At 29.7% G+C, this 20,834-nt stretch carries 12 protein-coding genes and 1 CRISPR repeat array; of the genes, 5 read left to right on the top strand and 7 right to left on the bottom strand.

The window, feature by feature from the left end:
- Window positions 1–24 precede the first annotated feature (24 nt).
- The 4 genes from FIA58_RS20395 (at window position 25) to FIA58_RS20380 (ending at window position 11,817) form a co-directional block, all read left to right on the top strand.
- Window positions 25–1,893 carry an OmpA family protein gene (locus tag FIA58_RS20395; protein WP_140964551.1) on the top strand — a complete coding sequence of 623 codons (1,869 nt, stop codon included), beginning with the start codon at window positions 25–27 and terminating at the stop codon, window positions 1,891–1,893.
- 892 nt (window positions 1,894–2,785) lie between these two features.
- Window positions 2,786–4,159 (top strand): T9SS type A sorting domain-containing protein, encoded by a 1,374-nt coding sequence (locus FIA58_RS20390; RefSeq protein WP_140964550.1) that lies wholly within the window; start codon window positions 2,786–2,788, stop codon window positions 4,157–4,159.
- Window positions 4,160–4,901: 742 nt separating this feature from the next.
- A complete protein-coding gene (gene cas13b, locus FIA58_RS20385) occupies window positions 4,902–8,369 on the top strand; it encodes a type VI-B CRISPR-associated RNA-guided ribonuclease Cas13b (RefSeq protein WP_140964549.1) in 3,468 nt (1,155 codons plus the stop codon).
- Between the two features lie 141 nt (window positions 8,370–8,510).
- Window positions 8,511–9,471: a CRISPR direct-repeat array (repeat unit 36 nt; unit sequence GTTGTGAAAGCCTTTATTTTGAAAGGTATATACAAC).
- A gap of 588 nt (window positions 9,472–10,059) precedes the next feature.
- A complete protein-coding gene (locus FIA58_RS20380; protein WP_140964548.1) occupies window positions 10,060–11,817 on the top strand; it encodes an aromatic amino acid hydroxylase in 1,758 nt (585 codons plus the stop codon).
- A gap of 144 nt (window positions 11,818–11,961) precedes the next feature.
- Here FIA58_RS20380 and FIA58_RS20375 read toward each other — a convergent pair whose 3' ends face one another.
- A complete protein-coding gene (locus tag FIA58_RS20375; protein WP_140964547.1) occupies window positions 11,962–13,584 on the bottom strand; it encodes a T9SS type A sorting domain-containing protein in 1,623 nt (540 codons plus the stop codon).
- A 99-nt stretch (window positions 13,585–13,683) separates the two neighbouring features.
- Between FIA58_RS20375 and FIA58_RS20370 the strand changes: the two genes are divergently transcribed.
- Window positions 13,684–13,992 (top strand): rhodanese-like domain-containing protein, encoded by a 309-nt coding sequence (locus FIA58_RS20370; RefSeq protein WP_140964546.1) that lies wholly within the window; start codon window positions 13,684–13,686, stop codon window positions 13,990–13,992.
- A 136-nt stretch (window positions 13,993–14,128) separates the two neighbouring features.
- Here FIA58_RS20370 and FIA58_RS20365 read toward each other — a convergent pair whose 3' ends face one another.
- The 6 genes from FIA58_RS20365 to FIA58_RS20340 form a co-directional block, all read right to left on the bottom strand.
- On the bottom strand, window positions 14,129–14,758 hold the full coding sequence (locus FIA58_RS20365) for a DUF4230 domain-containing protein (protein ID WP_140964545.1): 630 nt from the start codon (window positions 14,756–14,758) through the stop codon (window positions 14,129–14,131).
- Between the two features lie 74 nt (window positions 14,759–14,832).
- Window positions 14,833–16,905 carry an OmpA family protein gene (locus FIA58_RS20360; RefSeq protein WP_140964544.1) on the bottom strand — a complete coding sequence of 691 codons (2,073 nt, stop codon included), beginning with the start codon at window positions 16,903–16,905 and terminating at the stop codon, window positions 14,833–14,835.
- 107 nt (window positions 16,906–17,012) lie between these two features.
- Window positions 17,013–19,085, bottom strand: coding sequence for an OmpA family protein (locus tag FIA58_RS20355; RefSeq protein WP_165928968.1), 2,073 nt, complete (start codon window positions 19,083–19,085; stop codon window positions 17,013–17,015).
- A gap of 82 nt (window positions 19,086–19,167) precedes the next feature.
- The gene (locus tag FIA58_RS20350) at window positions 19,168–19,809 is read right to left on the bottom strand and encodes a response regulator (RefSeq protein ID WP_140964542.1); all 642 of its coding nucleotides are present in this window, start codon (window positions 19,807–19,809) and stop codon (window positions 19,168–19,170) included.
- Window positions 19,810–19,813: 4 nt separating this feature from the next.
- On the bottom strand, window positions 19,814–20,071 hold the full coding sequence (locus FIA58_RS20345; RefSeq protein WP_140964541.1) for a hypothetical protein: 258 nt from the start codon (window positions 20,069–20,071) through the stop codon (window positions 19,814–19,816).
- 24 nt (window positions 20,072–20,095) lie between these two features.
- Window positions 20,096–20,830 carry a DUF6498-containing protein gene (locus tag FIA58_RS20340; protein WP_140964540.1) on the bottom strand — a complete coding sequence of 245 codons (735 nt, stop codon included), beginning with the start codon at window positions 20,828–20,830 and terminating at the stop codon, window positions 20,096–20,098.
- Window positions 20,831–20,834 lie beyond the last annotated feature (4 nt).

The following is a 20,834-nucleotide window of genomic DNA, read 5'->3' as shown; positions in this document are numbered from 1 at the left end:
TTTTAATTTAAAAGCGATAAAGAAATGAAAAAACTATATATAACATTAAGTTTTGTAATCGCTAGTGGATTGCTAAGTGCACAAAACTCAAAAACTAAAGATGCCGATAAATTATTCGATAGATTTGAATATGTTGATGCTGCATCCGCTTATCTGAAATTGATAGAAAACGGTCAAACTGATAGTTATATTTACAAACAACTAGCAGATAGCTATTACAATGTTTTCAATACAAAAGAAGCTATAAAATGGTATGCTAAAGCGGTTGAAGAAAAGCCACAAGAAGCAGAAATTTATTATAAATATGCTCAAATGCTAAAAGCGGAAGGGAACTATGATGAAGCCACTAAACAAATGCAACAATTTGCAGCAATAGCTCCAAAAGACAAAAGAGCTATTGCTTTCAAAGGAGATCCTGATTATTTAACCGCTTTGAAAGCTAAAAAACCTTTATTTACTATAAACAATTCAACATTAAGTAGCGATAAGTCAGACTTTGGTGCAGTAATAACGAATGACAATACCATCTATTTTACAAGTGCACGAAATGAAGCTAGAAAAAAATCAGGTTGGAATGAAGAGCCTTATTTAGATTTGTACAAAGCTACTTATAATGAAGACGGAAGTACTAGTGAAGCAACTTCTATAGACAAACTCAATACCAAGTGGCACGATGGACCAGCAACAATTACTGCAGATGGTAACACCATGTATTATGTGAGTGAAAGCTTTAACGAGAATAAATTTGAAAAAGTAAAAGCAAAAAATTCAAAATTTGGAACAATGTATCTTTACAAAGCTACCAAAGAAGGAGATAGTTGGTCTAATAGCAAACCGTTACCTTTAAACAACCCTGCTTATTCCTTGCGTAATCCTAGTATTAGCAAAGATGGAAAAACTTTATTTTTCTCTTCAGATATGCCTGGTGGTTTAGGTGGAGAAGACATTTGGAAAGTATCCGTGAATGGGGATAAATATGGCACTCCTGAAAATTTAGGTGAAAAAGTAAATACTGAAGGAGATGAAAGTTTCCCATTCATTGCAGACGACAATATCCTTTACTTTGCTTCAAATGCTAGACAAGGTTTAGGAGGTTTTGATATCTACACTTTTGACTTAGAAAAAGAAGCAGCAGTAGTTAATATTGGGCAACCAGTAAACTCTGAAAAAGACGACTTTTCTTTCAACTACAACATAGACAAAAAAGTAGCTTTGTTTTCAAGTAATAGAGATGGTGTTGACAATTTGTTTTTTGCCTACCCTATTTGTGGAGTAAATGCTTTAGTTACTGTTAAAAATAATACTTCCAAAAAAATTATAGAAGGAGCTACCATCCAAGTTATAGACAACGCAAATGCTATAGTTACTAAAGCAGAAAGTAATGATAATGGCCAAAAAACATTTGAATTAAATTGCGATAAAGTATATAGTTTTAAAGTATCTAAAGAAGGTTTTGAAGACGGAATTTTCACAATGCCTGCGTCACCAAATGGATCTACCTTAGTAGCAGCTAATCTAGAACCTATAAAACCTATCATAACGGAAAAAGAAGTAATTCTTCAACCAATATTCTTTGAATACGACAAAAGCAATATCACAGCTCAAGGAGCAGAAGAACTAGACAAATTAGTAGCGGTGATGAACGAGCATCCAAACATGGTAATATTTGCAAAATCACACACCGATAGCAGAGGTAAAGACAAATATAACCTTGATCTATCAGAAAGAAGAGCACAATCGACTGTTCAATATATTATTTCTAAAGGAATTGACAAAGACAGAATATCAGGTCAAGGATTTGGAGAAAGCGAACCTAAAATACAATGTAACAAATGTACAGATGAAGAACACGCTCAAAACAGACGTTCGGAATTCTTAATTGTTAAAAAGTAAGTAAATTTAGATTAGTTAAAATGTGATTTTTACTGACAAACCCTTTAATGAGTAATCGTTAGAGGGTTTTGTTTTATAAAAAAGTAAACCCTCCTATACAACTGCTTTCTTTTTTCGACACATTAAATTCTTACTCTTATCATACTAAAAAAGAAAGTACCTCATTAAAAATATTGTGACAATTTAAAAATAAATTTTAATTTGCCACACCTTTTTAAATTCCATTTTTCTTAACAAAGCATAGCAATACATACTACTATTTCATAAAAATAAGTACTACAAATACTCCACTATTTTTAAATCTTAAAAAACCTCATGGCATCATTAAACAAAATAGTAGTGCTCTGAAATCTGAATTAAGAAATCCCGTTAGGAATTATATATTGGTAACATAAAGAACAAATAGTAAAAAAAATCCCGTTAGGGATGATATTGTAAAACAATAGGAGTTATACCATTCCTAAAGGATTTTTTTAAATTTTCTAGACTTACTATGGCAACCTATATTGCATCTCTAAAGCGATTTTTATGTTCATTAATACTGTTTATTTTACAATTTACAGTAAGGAATACTCCTCCTACTCTATTATTTTACATGTAGCACAAAAACAAGCATCTACAACCATAATCTTAACTAATTGATTTATCATACTGAAAAAAGAAATTACCACATTAAAAATTTTGTGGTAAAAAAATTACCACAACTGATTTTGCCACAGCTCTGTGGTAATTTTAAAATACCACATCTTTTTTGAACAAGTAGCTTTCAATAAGTTAAATTCCCTCTCCCAAAATCGAATTCTAATTCATTTCAAGCATTTACTAATTAAATACCTTTAAAAAAAGTATATTTTTTAAATTTACTGTATCCTTTTTAATCAAAATACACACTATGTCCCAAAAATTACTTTTTATCTTCCTTTTGTTTTCTTATGCCCTTACTGCTCAAAACTGTGTGGAAAGCGTGACTTGTTCAGACGATACTGTATCTGTACTACTTTCAGATGGAACTATTTATAATTGGGGGCAAAATGGTTACGGTCAATTAGGAATTGGTACGGCAACAAGTGAAGATAGTCCTGTTCTATTTAGCACACAATCCGACTGGGAAGTATTGACTTATGGTCGTTTGCATTCCGCAGGGTTAAAAAATGATGGCACAATATGGTCTTGGGGTAATAATGATTTAGGACAATTAGGTAATGGCACTAACACTACAAGTAACACACCTGCACCAATAGGAAATGAAAATGATTGGATTTCTATTTCAGCAGGAAACTTGCATTCAGTAGCTTTAAAGAGTGATGGAACACTTTGGGGATGGGGAAATAACCAAGCAAGTGAACTACTTGACTTTTCTATTTATCCAGCCACTTTTACAGCACCCGTTCAGATGAGCACAGATACTGATTGGGATAAAATCTATGCTGGTTATTTTAGAACATTTGGCATTAAAAACGATGGTACTTTGTGGGGCAGAGGCAACAATTCTTATGGTGCTATTGGAACTGTAATGCAAGGTTTTATTAATGATTTTACCCAAGTGGGTTCAGATGCTGATTGGGTTAAAGTTTCTGGAGCACGTTCACGACATACCTTAGCCTTAAAAAGCAATGGTACGCTTTGGGCTTGGGGAAATAATGAGAACGGCAAATTAGGAGATGGAACCATTATAAATCGTCCAACACCAATACAAATAGGCACTAGTCAATGGAAAGACATTGCTGCTGGAGTGGTGCATTCATTAGGCATAAAAGCAGATGGTACTTTATGGCAATGGGGTTCCTATGGTTGGATAGAAGGGCAACTATTAATCCCAAATAATTCGTCTCCTGTCCAAGTAGGAACAGATACAGATTGGAAAAGTATAGCCGCTGGTTATTCGATTTCTTTTGCAGTTAAAGAAGACAATACCTTATGGGGTTGGGGATTTAACACTCTAGGTTGGTTAGGAAATGGGTCAACCGTTTCCACCGCAAATCCAGTATTAATTATTGATTGTACTAATTTATCTACATCAGATTTTGAAAATAATGAAATTTCTATTTATCCAAATCCTACTGAAAATTATTTAAATTGGTCTGGAAATATAACCGAAGGATCCTCATATGAAATAATAAATACAATTGGTCAAAAAATAATCACTGGAACAATTGATTTGAACAAAAAAGAAATAAATGTTGCTACTATTCCGACTGGAATGTATGTTTTAATGATACAAACTAAAGAAGGTAATTTATATCAACAGAAATTTTTAAAGAAGTAACATAATAAGTAATTGCATTTAATTATTTATATTCAAAAAAACACTTCACAAGTAGTATTTTTATATCTGTACCTTATTTTCGATAACAGTTCGTCATTATTTTTTTGAATTTTAATAAACTTGTGGTAATTTTTTTAAAAAAAAATAGTTTACCACAGTTTTGTGGCATTTTAAATTTTAATTTTCAAATCGCCACACCTTTTTAAATTCCATTTTTATTAACAAAATCTATCAATACAGACTATTATTCATCAAAGAAATTACTATAACTACTCAATTCATTTTAAGTTTTAAATCCTTATTACATCACTAAACAAAATAGTACTCTGAAATCTGAATTAAAAAAATCCAGTTAAGGATTATATTGGTAACATAAAGAACCATCAGTCAAAAAAATCCCGTTAGGGATGATATAGTAAAAACAATAGGAGCTATAACATCCCTAAAGGGATTCTAAATCTTCTTGGTACACAATAGCAACCCCTATTTTATCCCTAAAGGGATTTTCAAACTCGTAAATACAATTTATATTATGGTTTCCCGTAGGGAATCTTCCTCCTACTCTAGTATTTTTACAAGCAACACAAAAACAGGTAGTTTTACCTAGAGACAGGATTTGTTTTTGGGTTATATTACTGGTCTTTTTTGAACACGAAGCTGTCAATAACTTAAATTGGTAAGCAGTTTAGTAATGCTTAAATTGGTACAACAAATAAATTTTCATTTTTAAAGATAAAGAAACATGGATAACAATACTACTTTAGAAAAAACAGAATTAGGCTTAGGTATAACTTATAATCATGATAAAGTTGAAGACAAACATTATTTTGGTGGTTTCTTTAACTTGGCTCAAAACAATATTGATTTAGTTGCTCAAGAATTTAAAAAAAGACTTTTAGTACAAGGTAAAGATAGTATAAACATATTTTCAAACTATTTTTCTGACCAATGTTCTATTACTAATCTAGAAAGAGGTATAAAAGTATTGTCAGAATATTTTCCTGTTATTTTTTATTTTGATTTAGATGAGAACAATAAAAGTAAAAGTATTAGACAGCATATAATTTTGTTACTAGATACTATTAATAATTTAAGAAATTATTATACTCATTATTATCACAAAAAAGTAATAATTGATGATGCTTTATATCCATTACTCGATACTATTCTTTTGAAAGTAGTTTTAGAAATAAAAAAGAAGAAATTAAAGGAAGACAAAACCAAGCAATTATTAAAAAAAGGACTTGAAAAAGAAATGGCTATTCTCTTTAACCTAATGAAAAAAGAACAAAAAGAGAAAAAAATTAAAGGATGGAACATTGATAAAAATATTAAAGGAGCCGTTTTGAATCGTGCTTTTAGTCATTTATTATATAATGATGGAATAAGTGACTATAGAAAATCAAAAAGTAATACTGAGGATGAAAATTTAAAAGACACACTTTCTGAAAGTGGCATCTTGTTTTTATTATCCTTTTTCTTAAACAAAAAAGAACAAGAACAACTAAAAGCAAATATAAAAGGTTACAAAGGAAAAATTGCCAGTATTCCTGATGAAGAGATTACGTTAAAAAACAATAGTCTCAGAAACATGGCTACACATTGGACTTATTCACATCTTACTTATAAAGGATTAAAACATAGAATAAAAACGGATCACGAAAAAGAAACACTTTTAGTAAATATGGTGGATTATTTAAGTAAAGTTCCTAATGAAATTTACCAAAATCTTTCAGAACAAAATAAATCTTTATTTCTTGAAGACATAAACGAATATATGAGAGATAATGAAGAAAACAATGATTCTTCAGAAGCTTCTCGTGTTATTCACCCAGTTATTAGAAAAAGGTATGAAAATAAGTTTGCTTATTTTGCTATTCGTTTTTTAGATGAGTTTGCAGAATTTCCTACACTACGATTTATGGTTAACGTAGGAAACTATATTCATGATAATCGAAAAAAAGATATTGGAGGAACTTCTTTAATAACTAACCGAACGATAAAACAACAAATTAATGTTTTTGGAAACCTTACAGAAATTCATAAAAAGAAAAATGATTATTTTGAAAAAGAAGAAAACAAGGAAAAAATTTTAGAATGGGAATTATTTCCAAATCCTAGCTATCATTTTCAAAAAGAAAACATTCCCATTTTTATAGATTTAGAAAAGAGTAAAGAAACTAATGAACTAGCTAAAGAATATGCTAAAGAAAAAAAGAAAATATTTGGAAGCTCGAGAAAAAAACAGCAAAATACTGCTAAAAAAAATAGAGAAGCAATTATCAATCTTGTTTTTGACAAATATAAAACAAGTGACCGTAAAACAGTAACTTTTGAACAACCTACTGCTTTATTAAGTTTCAATGAACTAAATGCTTTTTTGTATGCTTTTTTAGTAGAAAATAAAACTGGTAAAGAACTCGAAAAAATAATTATTGAAAAAATAGCGAACCAATATCAAATTCTAAAAAATTGTTCTTCAACTGTTGATAAAACTAACGATAGCATTCCAAAGTCTATTAAAAAAATTGCTCATCCAACTACAGATTCATTTTATTCCGAGGGCAAAAAAATTGATATTGAAAAACTAGAAAGAGATATTAAAATTGAAATTGAAAAAACGAATGAAAAATTAGAAACAATAAAAGAAAATGAAACATCCGCAAAGAATTATAAAAGAAATGAAAGGGACATTCAAAAAAGAAAACTATATCGAAAATATGTATTTTTCACAAACGAAATAGGAATTGAAGCCACATGGATAACCAATGATATTCTTCGTTTTTTAGATAATAAAGAAAACTGGAAAGGATACCAACATAGTGAATTACAAAAATTTATTTCACAATATGATAATTATAAAAAAGAAGCTCTTGGGTTGCTAGAATCAGAATGGAATTTAGAGTCTGAGGCTTTCTTTGGACAAAAATTAAAAAGAATCTTTCAAAGTAATTTCACTTTTGAAACATTCTACAAAAAATACTTAGATAATAGAAAAGATACTTTAGAAACTTATTTAAGTGCAATTGAAAATCTAAAAACAATGACAGATGTACCTCCTAAAATTCTTAAAAAAAGTTGGGCAGAACTATTTCGTTTTTTTGACAAGAAAATCTATCTATTATCTACTATTGAGACTAAAATAAACGAACTTATTACAAAACCTATCAATTTATCAAGAGGTGTATTTGATGAGAAACCTACTTTCATAAATGGGAAAAGTCCAAACAAAGAAAATGATCAGCATTTGTTTGCTAACTGGTTTATCCATGCAAAAGAACAAACTATTTTTCAAGACTTTTACAATTTAGCTTTAGAGACTCCTAAAGAAATTAACAACCTTAAAAAACAAAATTACAAATTAGAAAGAAGTATAAACAATTTAAAAATCGAAGATATTTACATCAAACAGATGGTTGATTTTTTGTATCAAAAACTATTCGAACAATCTTTTAAAGGGTCTTTACAGGATCTTTATACTTCAAAAGAAAAAAGAGAAGTTGAAAAAAGCAAAGCTAAAAATGAACAAACACCTGATGAAAGTTTTATTTGGAAAAAACAAGTTGAAATTAATGCTCTCAATGGAAGAATCATTGCAAAAACTAAAATAAAAGACATTGGAAAGTTTAAAAATCTTCTAACTGATAATAAAATAACTCATTTAATTTCTTATGATAATAGAATATGGAATTTTTCATTAGATAATGATGGTGATACTACTAAAAAATTATATAGTTTAAATACCGAATTAGAAAGTTATGAACGCATTAGAAGAGAAAAACTACTAAAACAAATACAAGAATTTGAACAATTTCTTTTAAAGCAAGAAACTGAATATAGTGCAGAAAGAAAACACCCTGAAAAGTTTGAAAAAGATGGTAATCCTAATTTTAAAAAATACATTATTGAAGGTATGTTAAACAAAATTACACCCGTAAATGAAATAGAAGAACTTGAGATTTTAAAAAGTAAAGAAGACGTATTTAAAATAGACTTTAATGAAATAGTAAAACTCAATAATGAAAGTATAAAAAAAGGATATTTACTAATTATGATTAGAAATAAATTTGCACATAATCAATTAATTGATAAAAACTTATTTACTTTTTCATTACAACTTTATTCAAAAAATGAAAACGAAAATTTCTCAGAGTATTTAGATAAAGTATGCCAAAAAATTATTCAAGAATTCATAGAAAAACTAAAATAACAATAATAACCGCTCCTTGAAATACTGTACTACTAGAAATTAAAAAATGACTATTTTAACACAAAAACCGTTCAAAAAATTCATTTTTTTTATTAAAAATATACTAGAATCCCTTTTAATATCTAGGTTTCTCGACTATACGTTGTGAAAGCCTTTATTTTGAAAGGTATATACAACCTAATTCTGCAAAGCTTTCGTTGTTTAGTGGTTGTGAAAGCCTTTATTTTGAAAGGTATATACAACCAACCGAACTTTTTACGGATGTAGTAAATGGTTGTGAAAGCCTTTATTTTGAAAGGTATATACAACTTTGTATATCTGTTTTTATCAAAGTATGCAGTTGTGAAAGCCTTTATTTTGAAAGGTATATACAACCAGTTTGGATTTCTATAGTTGGAAAGGCTGGTTGTGAAAGCCTTTATTTTGAAAGGTATATACAACTTAGTCATTTACCTAGTTACGCTTATAAAGGTTGTGAAAGCCTTTATTTTGAAAGGTATATACAACCACAACCTCCAGAACCACTATTTTGTGCAAGTTGTGAAAGCCTTTATTTTGAAAGGTATATACAACTGAGTTTTTCTTGTTTTTCTGAAACTTTACGTTGTGAAAGCCTTTATTTTGAAAGGTATATACAACGTCCTACTTCAGAATTAACTAATGCTATAGGTTGTGAAAACCTTTATTTTGAAAGGTATATACAACTGTCTTAGACTAAAAGAAACTAAGTCTTGAGTTGTGAAAGCCTTTATTTTGAAAGGTATATACAACAAGGCGAGCAAATCTCTTTTCCTTCTGTCCAGTTGTGAAAGCCTTTATTTTGAAAGGTATATACAACGCTTACCTTTTGATATTACGTTATGGATGAGTTGTGAAAGCCTTTATTTTGAAAGGTATATACAACTGTAAAAGCGTCCCTATAAAAGAATGAAGTGTTGTGAAAGCCTTTATTTTGAAAGGTATATACAACTTGGAAGTAAATCTATATCAAATGGAATACGTTGTGAAAGCCTTTATTTTGAAAGGTATATACAACGGAGAAGCTCGGCGACAAATTTTGAATGTGGTTGTGAAAGCCTTTATTTTGAAAGGTATATACAACTAAACCAGCAGCATATTTTACAGTTGACTTGTTGTGAAAGCCTTTATTTTATTCACTGTTCTTCTATTGCTTTTTATAGGAGTTCATGAATCTTCGATTTGAAAGGTATATATAACGATTATTTCCCTTTGACAAAGTTCTCAGCACAAACTAAAAACTTTGTCAAAGGTTTTTTAAAGAACTATATCATTTAAACCCAAATCCCCTAGCCCAGAGTATAATAAAACGCTTTTTGTGAAAGAAGGCTATTTTTTGTTTGGGTAAAAAAGCGACCAAAGGAAGCTCTTTTTAGTCTTTACAAAAAAAGCCTTCTTTGCAAAAACGTGTAATGGAAAGCTGGAAATGGCTCCTAAGAGAAGTTATCTGTTTTCTGTTGTCAGTACTCTACTTTCAATAGTTAGTCTATTCATACCCATTTTCTTTCTTCTTGCTTCTTTCCTCTTGCTTCTTTCCTCTTGCTTCTTTCCTCTTGCTTCTTACTTCTTGACACTTCCCTCATTTTACACATTCAACAAAAATTCCCTGCTTTTGGCTTAAAAAATCACGTAAAATTTTCGTATTTTTACACATATAATAATTAGCACTACTATGGAAACGCATTTTGAAAGCAACCCTTTGATAGACAGGTTACCTAAGCATTTGAAACAGTTTATAAAACCACAAGATTATAGCGATTATACACCTATTAATCAAGCCGTGTGGCGTTATGTGATGCGTAAAAATGTTGATTATCTATCCAAAGTGGCTCATGAATCGTATTTAGAAGGACTGGAAAAAACAGGTTTGGAGATTGATAACATTCCAAACATGTATGGCATGAACCGTATTTTGAAAGAGATTGGTTGGGCTGCTGTAGCTGTAGATGGTTTTATTCCTCCTAATGCTTTTATGGAGTTCCAAGCTTATAATGTGCTAGTTATTGCTTCCGACATTCGTCAACTTGAACATATAGAATATACACCTGCTCCAGATATTATTCATGAAGGTGCTGGTCACGCTCCTATTATTGCGAATCCAGAATATGCGGAATATTTACGTCGTTTTGGAGAAATAGGCTGTAAAGCAATTTCGTCTTCGCATGATAACGAAATGTATGAAGCAGTACGTTTGCTTTCTATTTTAAAAGAAGCAGAAGATACTCCTGAAGCGGAAATTAAAGCAGCAGAAGAACGTGTGGAATACTTGCAAAACAATATGGGTGAGTTATCGGAAATGGCTCGTATCAGAAATCTACACTGGTGGACAGTAGAATATGGTTTAATTGGTACTGTGGAAAATCCAAAAATATATGGTGCTGGTTTACTATCTTCAATAGGTGAAAGTGCTTGGTGTATGACGGATAATGTGAAGAAAATTCCTTACGACATCTCAGCAGCCGATCAAAGTTTTGATATTACAAAACCGCAACCTCAATTGTATGTAACGCCTGATTTTGCACATTTGAGTTTGGTTTTAGAAGAGTTTGCTAACACCATGGCTATCCGAAAAGGAGGTCCAAAAAGTGTGAAAAAACTAATCGACTCTGGTGCTTTAGGAACTATCGAGTTGAGTACAGGTTTACAAATTTCAGGTGTGTTTACCAATGTTATTGAGGATGAAGGCAAATCAGTTTACATTCAAACAACTGGTAAAACAGCTTTGGCTTCCCGAGAAAAAGAATTAGTAGGTCATGGAACAGAATATCATGCGGAAGGATTTGGTAGCCCAATAGGAATGTTAAAAGGCATCAATCTGGCTATTGAAGATATGGGTCCAAGAGACTTAAAAGCATATGATATTTATGAAGGCAAACAAGTAACTTTAGAATTCGAAGGTAACATAGTAGTTTCAGGTGAGATTGTAACTGGAACTCGCAATTTACAAGGCGAAATTGTTCTGATTAAATTTAAAAACTGTACAGTAACTCACAAAGATACTATCTTGTTCCAACCAGAATGGGGTATTTACGATATGGCTGTAGGAAAGAAAATCACCTCTGCATTTAGTGGTCCAGCTGATGTGAATAGTTTTGATATGATTACACATGTACCTTCTTCAACCACTATTAAAGCAAAAGTATCTCCTGAAAGACAGGAATTAGAGATTTTATATCAAAGTGTGAGAGACATTCGCGAAGGGAAAACAGCAACAACCACTTTAAAAGAAGCTTTTGGAGCAGTTTCTGCAAATCATCCTAATGATTGGTTGTTGTGTTTGGAAATTGCTGAATTGGTTTACAAACAAAATGATAACGACTTTTTAGATAAAATCATCAATCACTTAGAGTTAATAAAAGTCAAAAGACCAGAAGTCGTCCTTTTAATTAATAATGGTCTTGAATTAATTTTTGAGAAGAATTTAGTCTAAGGTTTAAATGATTTAGACATAAAATCGAGTTTTTTTCAATGTAAAGCAGTGAAATTGAAAATGTATCGAGATTCAAATATAGATTCTCGATACATTTTTACTTCGCTATATAAAAACAGTCAAACTGACGTAAAAAATAAAAACCTACTCTTTTTTAATCTTTTTCACTACTTTTCCACTACTCGTTTCTAAATGCAAAAAGTAAATTCCTGTTGGTAAAAAAGAAATATCTATTACACTTCCGCTAGCTTTAATAAATACTTTTTGACCTAAATGATTGAATAATTGCATTTTAGAAATCCTTTCTTTTGAATTAATAGTTATACTAGAAGTAGCAGGATTGGGATAAATCGTTACATCAAAGTTTTCAAAACTACTTGTACTCAAGCTTCCTAAACTTACTGTTTGAGATAAATTATTCATGCCACTTGAAGCTTCCCAAATACCATCATTAGCAAATCGTATCGCATATTTTGGATTGGTAGCTAAACTATTTTCACTATCTGGAAGGAATAAAAAACTGCTATAATCACCCATTGGCAAACTACTTACATCTATTATTTCAGATAAGTTAATGGTATTCTCCCAAGTTCGACAATCGGTATTTATTAAAAAACTAGTTTGTTGTGAAGTGGTGTTGTTTTTTAAAACCAAATACACTTTTCTTTCCTTAAAAATTCTAGCATAACCTTCATTAATAAGGTTAATTTGAACCGATAAATTAGTCCCTTGTAAATCAAAAATAGAATTATTTAAAACAAATCGATAGCCTAATTTTCGTTTGATATCATCAATATGATTTGAGTTTGTCCAATTGGTAATGTTTTGTTCGAAATAGTCTCTATTTAAGAAAGACCAATTGGTGTTTTCCAATTCTAAAACAGCATTTGCACCATCTGTTCTTGGTGGATTTAAACCATTTGTTTCACCAGACATTGGAAGATATTTAGTCTCATTACTAATATAAATATAGTCTGAAGTTCCCACAGGATTTTGATACTGACTACTTACTTCATAAGTACCTTGATCTCCGTAATCATTTAGAAAAGCATCGTTAAAAAAACCTATTCTAGCAATTGCTGTATTTTGATAAGCTGTTGAAGCTGTTAACGGAGTATTACCATACATTATTTTTTTCAAAGTAGCATAACGTAGTTGAATAGGAATCGAAACAGGTGTTGCCGTTAGCATGGCATCTACTACTTCTTTTCTATTTAACCATTGCGTTGGAGTAATGTTTCCATCTGTTCCAAATTCAGTAGCATTAGTATAATACCATTCGCCCCAAGTACCTATAAAACCAGCTTGATGTGAAATAATAATATCTTTATTGGTATTTATTATGGGCGCTAATTGATTCAAATGAGCAAGAATTAGGGCTTTATTAGCTTGTTGAACACCTGTTCCTTGCTCATTCGAATACGAAAATCTAATAATGCATTTTAAACCTGTTGTTCTAATTCTATCAAAATCCAACTGCATATTGCTTAAGTAAGTTGCATTAATATTGGTATTTAAAAAATCTTCTAAAAGAAAATACCTAAAAATAACGCTAACTTTATCTGGTCCTGAATACCAACCATTCAACTCATTTATACTAATATTACTATAATTAGCAGTAGTCGCATAATTAGCATCTGTAATAGAGTATTTCTGAAAGCCTCTTTCTGGATTGGCAAAAATTTCATTTGAATTTGTATAATTAACTGTATTTTGTGAAAATAGAGAGTGACACAAAATAAATAGAATGAAATTAATTTTTCTCATTTGTTTGTTTTGTTTGTTTTATTAATAACGTAACTTAGTAACAATTGTTACAATTTATTAGCAAATAGGAACTTACATTTGTATAAAAAATAAGAGATTATGGGAATTTTAGATATACTCGGTTTTGGAAACAAAGCCAATGAAATTAAAGAATTTGTGGCAAATGATGCCATTATTCTAGATGTAAGGACTCCAGAGGAATACAATGAAGGACATATTAAAGGCTCTAAAAATATAGCTTTACACAGTTTGAATGGAAAAATTGCTGAAATAAAAAAATGGAACAAACCCATTATAGCTTGTTGTCGTTCAGGAATGCGAAGTGCACAAGCAACTTCAATTTTAAAACAAAATGGAATTGAGTGTATGAATGGTGGTGGTTGGACGAGTTTACAAAGTAAATTGTAAAACAAACAACTTCATAAGAACTTTATAAAAAAATGTACCAAGACATCTCAATCTTGGTACATTTTTATTTCATTTAGTGATACTATTTACAAGCTAGATCTAAATTCTACTCAACTTGACAAACTGATTACTGAAATTACAACTTTAAATCGGCTTCTTTTTGAATGATATTTCCTTTGTATTGCAGTGTCCAACCCATAGAATTGGTTAAGACAAGCATTTTAGTTAATTCAGAAAGCAATCTGTTTTTAGCGTTTGATTTAAGTGTTGATTGCTCTATTTTCTTAGCTAAATTTTCTTTCGCTATTTTATTAATTTTATTGTAATCTTCTCCTTTAAATTCATTGAAAGTAGACGATTCCGTATTGTAATATTTAATATCTGGACTAATTTTAATCTCTTCTTTTGGGATATTGGTAATCGTTAAAATCTTATTTTCTGTATCAATATCGTATGTTACTTTACTTAAATCAAAGCCTACAGTTACATCTGCATTGATTACTACTAAGGCCTTTTTATCAAATGTCAATCCAGGAATATAGGTTTTCTTTTGGTCTTTATAGGTTAACACTTCTGCGAAATGCCCTTCAGTAACAACAAGCTTTCCTACATTCTTAATTTGCTGCTGGATTAAATTGGTATCATATTCAACAGTAGTTTCATTTGAAGTAGTAGTAAAATAGTTGTATCCAAAAAACAAGACTAAACCTAGTAAAATTACTACTAACCATTTTCTTAATTCGGAAATTGCGGAAAAAAGACCCATAATCATCTATTTTAATTCGTAACGAAGATACTAAACAAACAGATAAAAACGGAATGGCTTCAAAAAAACTTATTTTACATTGTCACAATGGAAAACTCTACTCTCCTATTCAGTTGTTTGCCATCTTCAGTTTCATTAGTAGCTATAAATTTTGTTTCTCCATAGCCTTTTGCCGTTAATCGCTCTTTCTTAATTCCTTTTGTTACAAGATAATTCATTACTGAATTAGCTCTATTAGTAGACAAAACTAAATTATCTTTATCACTACCAATAGCATCAGTATGTCCAGAAATTTCTATTTGCAACAGTTTGTTTTCCAATAAAACTTTATATAATTTATCCAACTCTGCATTAGATTCGGGAAGTAACTCATACTTTCCAGATTCGAAGAAAACATTATTTAAACGTATGGTTTGTCCTTTTTCAATAGGGTTCAAGTACAAATCCACTGTTATTTCTTTGTATTCTTTAAGATCAGATAAGTCTACATTTTGGGTAACTGCATAATAACCTTCCTTTTCTGCCATAAAACTATATTTTTCTCCATAAGGCAAGACGATAGAATAACTACCAGTTACAGGGTCAGAAGTAGCAGTTCCTAATTCTTCATTATTTCCTAGATTATTGTACGCTATAGGTGCACTTATAATTTGATTGGATTTGCTATCATACACTTTCCCTTTGACCAAAGCAACAGGATCTTGTTTTACTTTATTTGTAATTTCATACAAATCTTTATCTCTGCTCAAATAAGCTTTATCTCCTTTTGCAGTTAAAAAAATACTATAATCATTATTTGAAGAATTGATTACATTACCTAAATTTTTAGGTTTGGTCCAATGAACCCAAGAATCATCTAGTCTTTTACTAACAAACAAATCTAAACCACCGTAACCTGGATGACCATCACTAAAAAAATATAAAGTCTTTCCATCAGAAGCTAAAAAAGGATTTCCTTCATTGTATTCGGTATTAACAACATCTCCTAAATTTATGGGTGTAGACCATTGCTTATCTTCTTTTAAAAAACTAATAAATAAATCTAATTCTCCTAATCCCTCTTCTCTCTCAACAGACATTAATAGATGTTTATTGTCATTGGCTAGAAAAAAACCAACATAGTTACTTTTATTTACATAGTTTTTAATCTTCAATTCTTTTGGCAAACTCCACCCTTTGTTAGTTCTAGTACTCAAAGAAATACCTTGTCTATCATACATTCCATCTGACTTATATAAACCATTAACCAACAAACTATTATTATCTGGAGAAACTGAAATAATAAAATTATGAGTATCATTATTTATGGGCTTACCTATACTTTTTGGAGAGGTCCATTTTTTATTTACAAATTTTGAAAACCAGACTTTATTTTTATTTTCTTTACTCGAAGTAACCGAATTCTCTGTACGAACAAAGTAAAGTGTTTTACCATCTGAAGAAATAACAGGATTTTTTTCATCTGTTTTTGAATATGAAATATAATCTGGTAATTTTTGGATTTTTAAGCTAGGATCAAAATCAGGAACAACATCAATAGACAATGGAAATTCTGTTATTTTAAGGTTTTTAACTTTAATGGTCATTTTAGGATCAAGAATAAAACCAAAATTTTCTCCATAAGCAACTATATTGCTAGTCTTTACTACAAAGTTACCATTAATATAAATAGATATATATTGCGCTCTTTTACTTATCTTAATTGTATTATCTGAATTACTGCTAATTTTATGATTTGCAGTCCAAGGCAAATCATAATTATATTTTTGATTATTATACCAATATATTTGATTTTGCTTGTTTTTATTTAAATTGACAACATGATAATCAGAATAATCAGAATTACAAGCCCAAACTAAACCATAACTAGACAAATTTGAATTAGATTCTACCAATGAAATTGTGGTTTCAATATCAAAATCTATGGTTTCATATTGCTTACTAATATTTAATAATTGCCACTTTGTACTTTTTTTATGTTCATTTTTTAGAAACAAAGCCTCCTTTTCAAAATAAACTTTAAAATTCCCTTCATCTAAACTAAGGTTATAATTATCTACCTTAAAATCATCTTTAAAAATGATATTTTGAGAATACGATTTCAGAATTAGGAAAAGAAGTAGTGCCAAAAAATAATTTGATTTCATGCTTTTTTATCAAAAATATGAAAAATAAAACAATAGTTTTATTAAGCTTATTATTTTAATTTTCTAAATAATAAACTTAGTAAAAACTCACTTTTTTAAAATTTACATTACATTTCTACAATCGAAAACTCTACTCTCCTATTCAGTTGTTTGCCATCTTCAGTGTCATTTGTAGCCATAAATTTTGTTTCTCCATAGCCTTTTGCTGTTAGCCGTTCTTGTTTAATTCCTTGGCTTATAAGATAGTTCATTACAGCATTAGCTCTATTTGTAGATAGCACTAAATTATCTTTATCTGCTCCAACAGCATCAGTATGACCTGCAATTTCTATCTGTAATTGGTTGTTTTCCAATAAAACTTTATATAACTTATCCAATTCTGCATTCGATTCGGGAAGCAAATCGTATTTCCCAGAATCGAAGAATATATTATTCAAACGAATCGTTTGTCCTTTTTCTATAGGATTTAAAAATAGATCCACTGTAATTTCTTTATATTCTTTTAAGTTGGATAAATCCACATTTTGAGTAACCGAATAATAATCTTCTTTTTCAGCCATGAAACTATATTTTTCTCCATAAGGTAAAACTATTGAATAACTTCCTGTCTTGGGATCAGAAATAGCTGTTCCCAATGGTTCATTAGTTTTCAAGCTATTGTAAACTATAGGTGCACTTATAATTTGATTGGTTTTACTATCATATACTTTTCCTGTAACTAAAACTACAGGATCTTGTTTTGCCGTATTTCTACTTTCGTATAAATCACTGCCTCTTCCTATAAATGCTTTATCCCCTTTTGCTGTTAAAAAAAGGCTCAAGTCATCTGATGCAGAATTAATTACATTCCCTAAATTCTTTGGCTTAGACCAATTAGTCCAACTATCGTCTAATCTTTTAGTAACATACAAATCATAACCGCCATAACCAGGATGTCCTTTACTAGAAAAGTATAATGTTTTACCATCAGACGCTAAAAAAGGATTAGCTTCTTCACTAAAGGTGTTCACCATATTACCAAGATTAAGCGGTGTTGACCAAGAGCCTTCTTTTTCCAAAAAACTCACATAAATATCTTTTAACCCAAACCCTTCTTCTTTTTGAATTGCCAATAACAAATGCTTGTTATCATTTGCAAGGAAATAGCCTACATACTTATTTTTATTAGAGAAATTTTTAATTTTTATTTCTTTAGGAATTCCCCAACCCTCTTCATTTTTATAGGCTATTGAAAGGCCAGAACCTCTTAAGGACATACCATCTTCATTATAAACATTAGCTAAGAGCAAACTATTATTATCTGGAGAGACTGAGATTACAAAATTATTCCCATTATTGTTTATTGGTCTGCCTATATTTTGAGTTTCTGACCATGTCCCATTTTCAAAAGTTGAAAACCAAACATCTCCTTTCGAACTATCGCCTATGTTAAACTCACAATATTGTCTTTCAAAAAAGAGTGTTTTACCATCAGGAGCAATTACAGGGTTTTTTTCAGTATAGTCTTTTGAGGAAATAGTTTCAGGTAATTTTTCGATTTTAAGATTAGAATCATAGGTTTCAACTACATCAATTGACAATGGGAATTCCGTTATTTTAAGATTAGAAACTTTAATGGTCATTTTGGGTGCTAGTATAAATCCAAATTTATCGCCATAATAAATTGTATTATTAGTTTTCAAAATGATTTCATCGTTTACATAAACAGTAACATTTTGAGCTCTTTTACTTACTTTAATGGTGTTTTCTCTTTTGCTTTTTACATTTTTGTTATCAGTCCAATTCAAATCATAATAAAAATTTTTATTGTAATACCAATAGGCTTGATGTTGTCTTTTTTCATTTAAATTAACCACATGGTAATTTGAATTGTCATTATAGCAAGCCCAGACCAATCCGTAGCCAGAGGTTTCAGAATTTGTTTTTTCCAGACACATAGTAACTTCTACATCAAAATCGTTTGCTTCTAAATTGCGATTTACATCGATTAAACTCCATTTTGCATTTGTATCATGATTGTTTTCTAGAATCAAACCCCCTTTTTCAACATAAACATTATAATTATCATTATGTATGCTTAGATTATGATTGTCTTTTTCAAAAGTGTCGTTTAAGATAATGTTTTGGGAATAAGCATTCGATATGAATAAAAACAGAAAAAATAAGTAGTTATTTTGCATAGGATTCATTTTAAAAACAAAATTGAAAAAAATCCTACTCAAAAAAAATAAGGCAATTGCCTTATTCTATATCATTCATTTGTTAAATGAGGTTGTTGCGCTTGGCTTTTTGAACCGCTTCCAATTTTGAGTGTACTTGTAATTTTGAATAAATATTCTCAATGTGTTTTCTTACAGTAGAAGGAGATAAAAATAAATTTTCAGCTATTACTGTATAACTTAAGCCTTGTGCTAACTGTTCTAAAACATCAATTTCTCTAACTGTTAAATTAATCTCTTCTTTAGTTGCATCTTCAAAACTAATAGGATTTCGCAATAATTTTAAAGTCTTCAAAGCTATAGAAGGATTCATTGCCGCACCTCCATTTAAAGTTTCTACTATCCCATTAAATAAAGCATGTGGATTGACATCTTTTAACAAATAACCATCCGCTCCAGCTTTAATAGCATTGAAAATATTTTCATCATTATCAAAAACGGTAAGCATAATAATTTTAATTTGAGGGTATTTTTGTTTGACAACTAAAGTCGCTTCTATACCATTCATAATAGGCATTTCAATATCCATTAAAATAGCATCTAAGTGGCTATTTTTACCTAATTTTTCCATTAATTCTGAGCCATTAGATGCTGTAAACTTAATTTGGATTTCTTCAAAAAAAGACAATTTCTCTTTAATGGAAGAAATTAGAAAACTGTTATCATCTACAATTGCTATTCTCATTATTTTATTCTTTTATTTGAGAAATTTCAGTTAGTAAAGTTGCTTGCTGTTTTAGAATGTCTACTTTAAAATGAATACTTTCATAAACATTATTATCAGATGTGCTTTTAATTAGTGCATTTTTATTTTTTTGAAACGCAATCTCTTTTTCTAAATCAAACATTAAAACGAGATGTATTTGCTTTTCTTTTTTTATTATAGTGATATGCCAAACAATAATCGAAAGACTTATTAAAAGTAGAAAAATTAAAATACTATTCATAATTGTTTAATTTAATTTTGCTTTTTATTCTTCAAAAAAAACTTTTAAAGTAGCTTCAATTTTAGGTAATTCTTCAGGTTTATTTTGATCCATTATTCGTATGGCAAGTGCCTTAATTTTTTTTGAATCCTTAGCAATTGTAGTTAAATAATAATCTAATATTGTTCGCATAATTATTAATAGAATTGCTGCAGTTAAACCAACAGCATTTGTAAAAAACAAAAACAAGAATGGAATAATTGCCAGAAATTGTTGCATAAAAATACGCAAATAGGGTTTAATCATGTACGCTCCTAGATTTTGATTCTCATACTTTTTTGTCTTTAAAAAAGAAAAGTATAACGAAGCTACATGTGTTGCAAGTATAGACAAAGCGACCAACTTAAAGCCTTCTAAGTGAAATATTTCAACGAAATTAGAAAAACTTAACGAAGTTGAAAAACGATCATCATTAATAGCAAAAGCAGTGTATAAAAAAATACTCTGAATGGCTACAAAAATACCATAATGAATAATGAAGAAAGGAATTAAAAGAAAGTTACCTACTTTAGATTCTCTTTTCCCTGGTTTATTATTCCTGATGATGTAAAATAATTTCACTACATGAACTAATCCAATTATAATAGTTTCAAAAACATAAGCAAAAACAATTGCCATAGGATCTACTTTACCAATTAGCACAAGTGCTATTAAAAATAGAGCATTAGCTATTATTGAAGGATTATTTTGAAGCTTATTTTTAAAAAAATCATATTTCATAATT

The organism is Flavobacterium jejuense (assembly GCF_006491595.2).
In the GTDB taxonomy this organism is placed as follows: Bacteria; Bacteroidota; Bacteroidia; order Flavobacteriales; family Flavobacteriaceae; genus Flavobacterium; species Flavobacterium jejuense.
The sequence above is the reverse complement of the archived record's forward strand: the minus strand, read 5'-3'. Positions and strand labels throughout refer to the sequence as shown.